Source organism: Leisingera sp. McT4-56, from assembly GCF_020514995.1.
In the GTDB taxonomy this organism is placed as follows: Bacteria; Pseudomonadota; Alphaproteobacteria; order Rhodobacterales; family Rhodobacteraceae; genus Leisingera; species Leisingera aquaemixtae_A.
The window spans coordinates 1-5,253 of the sequence record NZ_JAJALF010000048.1; the positions used below are offsets into that span (position 1 = coordinate 1).

Below are 5,253 nucleotides of genomic sequence, written 5' to 3' on the forward strand. Positions count from 1 at the left end.
CGTCGTGCTGGACGTGCTGGCCAATGACAGCGACGCGGACGGCGACCCGCTCACCGTCACTGCGGTCACCGCGCCGTCCAACGGAACGGCGGTGATCAACGCCGACAGCACCATCACCTACACCCCGGATGCGGGCTTCACCGGCGCCGACAGCTTCACCTACACGGTCAGCGACGGCACCGACAGCGACACCGCAACCGCAACCATCAATGTCGGCAGCCCAATCTACGTTTGGTACGGCAATACGCAGACTTTCGGGCTTCCTGGAGAAGCACAGCGCTGGGTCAACGTCCTCGGGAATGTCGTCGCCACCAATCTCACCTCGTTGAGCTACACGCTCAATGGCGGCGCCGAACGCACCCTTGAAACAGGCCCGGATACAAGGCGCCTTGCCGAAGAGGGCGATTTCAACATCGATATCGACTTTGCCGAACTCGATGGCAGCGCCGCGGACGATCAGATTTCGATCATCGCGCGCTATGATGACGGGTTGGCCCATACCCAGGACGTGACGATCGAATACCAGAGCGGCAGCAGCTGGGCGGCGGATTACTCAATCGACTGGAGCACCGTCACCAATGTCCAGGATGTTGTGCAGGTCGTAGACGGGCACTGGGTGCTGACCGGTGACGGCCTCCGGGTCGCGGAACCCGGCTATGACCGTTTCGTGGTTCTGGGCGACGACAGCTGGGACTACTATGAGGTCAACCTGTCCTTCACCGGGCACGATCTGTATTCCGTGGATCCCCGCGGGCGTGACGGCGGCACCTTCGGCTTCGGCTCGTGGTGGGAGGGGCATACGGATGATCCGCTGTCCGGCTGGCAGCCGAAATCCGGATACGACCCGTCAGAATGGCTGTTCTATTATAACGGCGACCCGAATGGGCGGTTCCGGTTCTTCAATGATGGCGGCAATTACCCGGTCAAGCTGGAAGAAGACACGGAATACAATTTCACGATCCGGGTGGAGCAGGCCAATGTCATAGACCGGCTGTACAGCGTGAAAGTGTGGGAAGCAGGCACCGCTGAGCCGGTGGACTGGCTGTTCCAGCGCGTCATTGCATCGGACGCGCCGATTACCAGCGGCTTTGCATTGCTAAGCCATTATTACGATGTGACGTTCCATGACATAGATGTCACCGAGATCGGCGGCAGCGACATTGTGAAAGGCACCGGCACCAGCGACGTTCTGTCGGCGGTCGATACAGGATCGGCAACCCCGGGGCAGAGCGAACTTGATATCTTTGTTGGCAATGGCGGCGGGGACCTGTTCCTGATGGGGGACGACACCTTCGTCTACTACGATGACGGCACGGCCGGGGCCGGTCTCGACGATTACGCCTATGTTTGGGATTTCACGGCTCAGGACCAGGTCCAGCTGCACGGCAGCGCGTCGGATTACGTTCTGTCCGAGGACGCAGCCGGATTGCCCGCCGGCACTGCGATCTGGCTGCGCGGGGCGCCGGGCAGCGAAGACGAGCTGATCGGGGTTCTGGCGGCGACTTATGGTCTTTCGCTCACCGGTGACGAGTTTGTTTTCGCCGACACGATTGCCTGATTTCCGGCTGCCGCCGGGCGTTTGGATGCAGCATGTGAAGCTCTGAACAGAAGGCAGCCAAGCCCCTGCGCCCAGCAGGCCTGGCCGCAGGCAAAACACCGGAAATGGCAAAGAGATAAGGGAGGTCCGGGAGGACCTCAGCCTTATTCAAACAAGCGCCGCTGCGGCACGACGATCACATCGCCCGGAACCAGAACCGTATTGCCGGAGAGGCCGCCGCCGTTGGTTCTGAAGTTGTAAAGGAAAATCTTGTCCCCGCGGCGCAGCTGGATCCGCTTGTCCGCTGCGAACCGGGTCAGCCCGCCGGCCTGCGCAATCGCCTGCAAAAGCGTGGTGCCCCGGGTTGCATCCAGCTTTCCCGGGTTGGCGATTTCGCCGGTGACGTAGATTGCCCTGGTCGCCGGAGCCGCCGAAACCGCGGCTGCCGGGCGCACGCCGACAGCGCCGACCGATACGAACACCGTGGGCGGCGAGGCAAAAGTGGAGGACAGTTTCTGTGTCAGGTCGCTCCGGACCTGATCGACTGTGCGCCCGCCGGCCGGAACGCTGCCCGCCAGCGGGAAGCTGATGGAGCCGTCCGGCAGCACGAGCGTGCTGCGGTTGAGGGTCGAATCCTCAAGAACTTCAACGTTGAGCGTATCGCCCGATTTGATCCGGTAGCTGCTTTGCGCCTGAGCTGCGGCAGTAAAAAGCAGCGCGGCAAAAATTCCTAACAGAACCCTGAACATGGCTGGTCCTCACAAGGCTTATGGCTATAGAGACAGCTTAGCGCGTGTCTTGCCTTACTGTAAGGCCTAGATTTTATTCAGAACTGCCCTAAGGCAGGGCCGTTTTTTTGCGCTTGGGCCGCGGTTTTCAGCAGCGGTGCAAGACCGGTCCGGCCGCAGGCGGGCTGAAGAGCGGCGGCGCATGAAAAAGGCCTGCAGCCTTGCCGCAGGCTCAATCGCCCCCCGATATGTTGCAATTTCAATACGGCGCAGGGCAAAGATCCTGCCAGCAGCCGTATTCTCTGGCGTACCGCACGCAAGGCCATGGAATCCGTATAAGAGGATTGCAGGATCACAGGCTGCCGGCAGCCAGAGGCAACACTGGCTGCGGCGGCGGAAGCAAAGTACAAAAAGATGACAGCAAGAGTTGGGGCAATCGTGGGACGGCATCTAATCTATCGCACCCTTTCAGCCGGCGCCTGCTTTGCGGGCTGCCTGCTGCCCGCCGCAGTTCAGGGCAATGAGACAGAAATCGCTTACGGCTTCAGCCAAAGCTTCGAGAGCAGCGACAATCTTGGTCTTGATCCGATCAGCCTTGGCAGCACGACGTTCGCCTCCACCGGCCTGACTTTCGGGCTGCTTCGCGAAACGCCGCTGGACCGGTTCGGGCTGACCGCTTCCGGAACCCTGCGCGCGGTGAACGGGCCGGGGGCGGAATCGGGGCTCGACGATCAGCGCCTTGAACTGAGCTACGACCGCGAAGGCGCGCGATCCGCGTTTGGTATCAATGCCAGCTATTTGCAGTCGGATATCGAGTTCCTGCGCCCGCTTGAGGATTTCGAGAACGACGAAGGCGAAATCGAACTGCCGTCCGATCTGGACGATCTGAACGGAACCGGCACCCGCGAGAGCTACAGAACCGGGTTCACGCTCGAGCTTGGCCAGGACGAGCCGGTCGGGGCGGCGTTCAGCGGCGAGTATCTTGCGCTGCGCTATTCCGACACAAGCAACTCCAGCCTGTCCGATAATGACCGCAGCAATCTGGATGCAGATTTGTTTCTGCGGTTCACGCCGCTGGTGACAGGCACATTGGGGGCCGCCTACCAGGTGTATGATGCCGAGGATGAGGAACAGACACGGCGGGAAACGAACACCGGGTATTTCGGCCTGAACTTCGAGGTGTCTCCGATCCTGCGCCTTGAGACACAGCTGGGCTATACCACCATCGATACGCGGGAGTTTGGCACCGTGACCCAAACCCAGGGCCCGTCAGGTTTGCTGCGGCTGGAACGGGATATGCCCAATGGGATCGTCAGTGCGGAAATCGAGCAGATCGTGACCGAGGACGGGGACATCCGCAACTTCCTGGCCGGGCGCAGCCTCGACCTGCCGGCCGGCTCTTTCGCGGTTGCGCTTGGTGTTGCGGACACCGACGCGGGCGGCTCGGATTTCATCGGCTCCCTTGACTGGAGCCAGGAGCTTGCCAGCGGCGCAATGAGCGCGCGGCTCGACCGTTCCCTGAGATTCGATGAGGAAAACGGCAACACTCTGAGAACCGCCCTGTTCTTTGACTATGCCCACGACATCAACAGTGTTTCAGCCATCGGGCTCAATGCCGGCTACACGATCAGCGATAAAACCGGCGGCAAGACCGACATCGGGGATTTCACAGTCTCTTACCGGCACGCCCTGACCAGGGACTGGGGGCTGGATCTCGGCTACCGCTACCGCCTGCGCGAGGAGCTGGAAGAGCCGCGCGCGCAATCCCATTCCGTCTTTTTCACGATGCGCCGGGACCTCGTCTTCCGCCCCTGATTGACACGACCGGCAAGACCAGACCCCGCGCCGGAGGGGGTCTGCACCGGAAATGGAGTTTGGCCCTCCCCGCCGCCCCCTTGCTCTGGCAGGGAGGCTGCGGGCTTGGGGCTGGCAGCCTCCGTCATCGCGCTTGCCTGGGCGTTCTGCTGCGGAGTGCCGGGATCAATGCAATACCGGGCCGCGCCGGTCCAGACGGCCACATCAGGATGACCCGGCAGGCGACCTCTTCGCAGGGCCGCCGGGCATACCCGGATTAAGACCGGATGGCTTTATTCCGCGGGTCCTTCGCAAAAAGTTTCTGTTCGGAGATTAGCATCGCCACTGTTGCGGCAATGAGCATGCTCAGGCAGCTGCCTCCCAGGTAAACCGCAAATGCGCCCAGAAGAGAGTGCCCCGCAATCAATGCGGCTGCTGCCGATATGGTCCCGACAAGTATGCCAAGCAGCATAATTCCCAAGATCAATGCTCCTTCTTCAGCGGAAACACCCTAGTCGAACAGGGTATGCTCGAGAGCTTAACACTCTCTTAAGGTCATTTTTTACCACTTTAGTATATTTGAAGAGGGGTGTGGAGAGCTTGATTAAACTGCAAGGCACAATTTAGGCAAGGATGCGCCTGTCCGGATACCTCGTGCGGCGGCTCCAGCGGCATTGCCATTTGTGAACAAATCCGTTTCAGCAGCCTGCCGCGCGGGACGGAGCGGCCGGGATTGCTGGCGCAGGCCCGGCTTGGCAGGCGCCGCCCAAGCCATCCGCGATTGCAAGAAAGGCGGCAAAAATGCCCGCAGCACGGCCTGCCGTCCGCGGCCGGTTCAGCAATCCCCCGCCGCCGTTTCCCGGCGACTCGGCGGTTTCGCGCCTGATCAGGGCCTGCGCCGGGATTGCAGTTGTCCCCGGACGCACTTTCGAACAGTCATGATCCCGCCTTCGAGTTGCCTCATTCGAAGTGTACACGGGTTAATCAAGCCCGCGGTGCCAAGCTGCGCATGCGACCCCGCTGCGCAAGACAAAAGGGATCAGGCAAGGCTCGTTTCCCTGCCAACGACTGAACACTCGCAAAGCGGCTCCGAGAGGCCGTCCGCGAAAGGAACACCTATGACTGTTTACTATTCCTCCGACCTGGGCTGGGCAGCCGGTCAGAATGTTACGAGCCGGCTTGCGGACCTGGCCA

3 protein-coding genes are annotated in these 5,253 nt (G+C 61.2%); 2 read left to right on the top strand and 1 reads right to left on the bottom strand.

The window, feature by feature from the left end; all coding sequences use genetic code 11:
* The coding region (locus LHL23_RS23200) for a cadherin-like domain-containing protein (protein WP_226431725.1) at positions 1-1,558 on the top strand (1,558 nt) is incomplete at its 5' end.
* A 143-nt stretch (positions 1,559-1,701) separates the two neighbouring features.
* Here LHL23_RS23200 and LHL23_RS23205 read toward each other — a convergent pair.
* Entirely contained in the window at positions 1,702-2,286 is a 585-nt protein-coding gene (locus tag LHL23_RS23205) for a polysaccharide biosynthesis/export family protein (RefSeq protein ID WP_222482044.1), read from the bottom strand.
* A 417-nt stretch (positions 2,287-2,703) separates the two neighbouring features.
* On the opposite strand from LHL23_RS23205, the gene LHL23_RS23210 reads away from it, so the two are divergent.
* Positions 2,704-4,080, top strand: coding sequence for a hypothetical protein (locus LHL23_RS23210; RefSeq protein WP_226431726.1), 1,377 nt, complete (start codon positions 2,704-2,706; stop codon positions 4,078-4,080).
* The last annotated feature ends 1,173 nt before the right edge of the window (positions 4,081-5,253 follow it).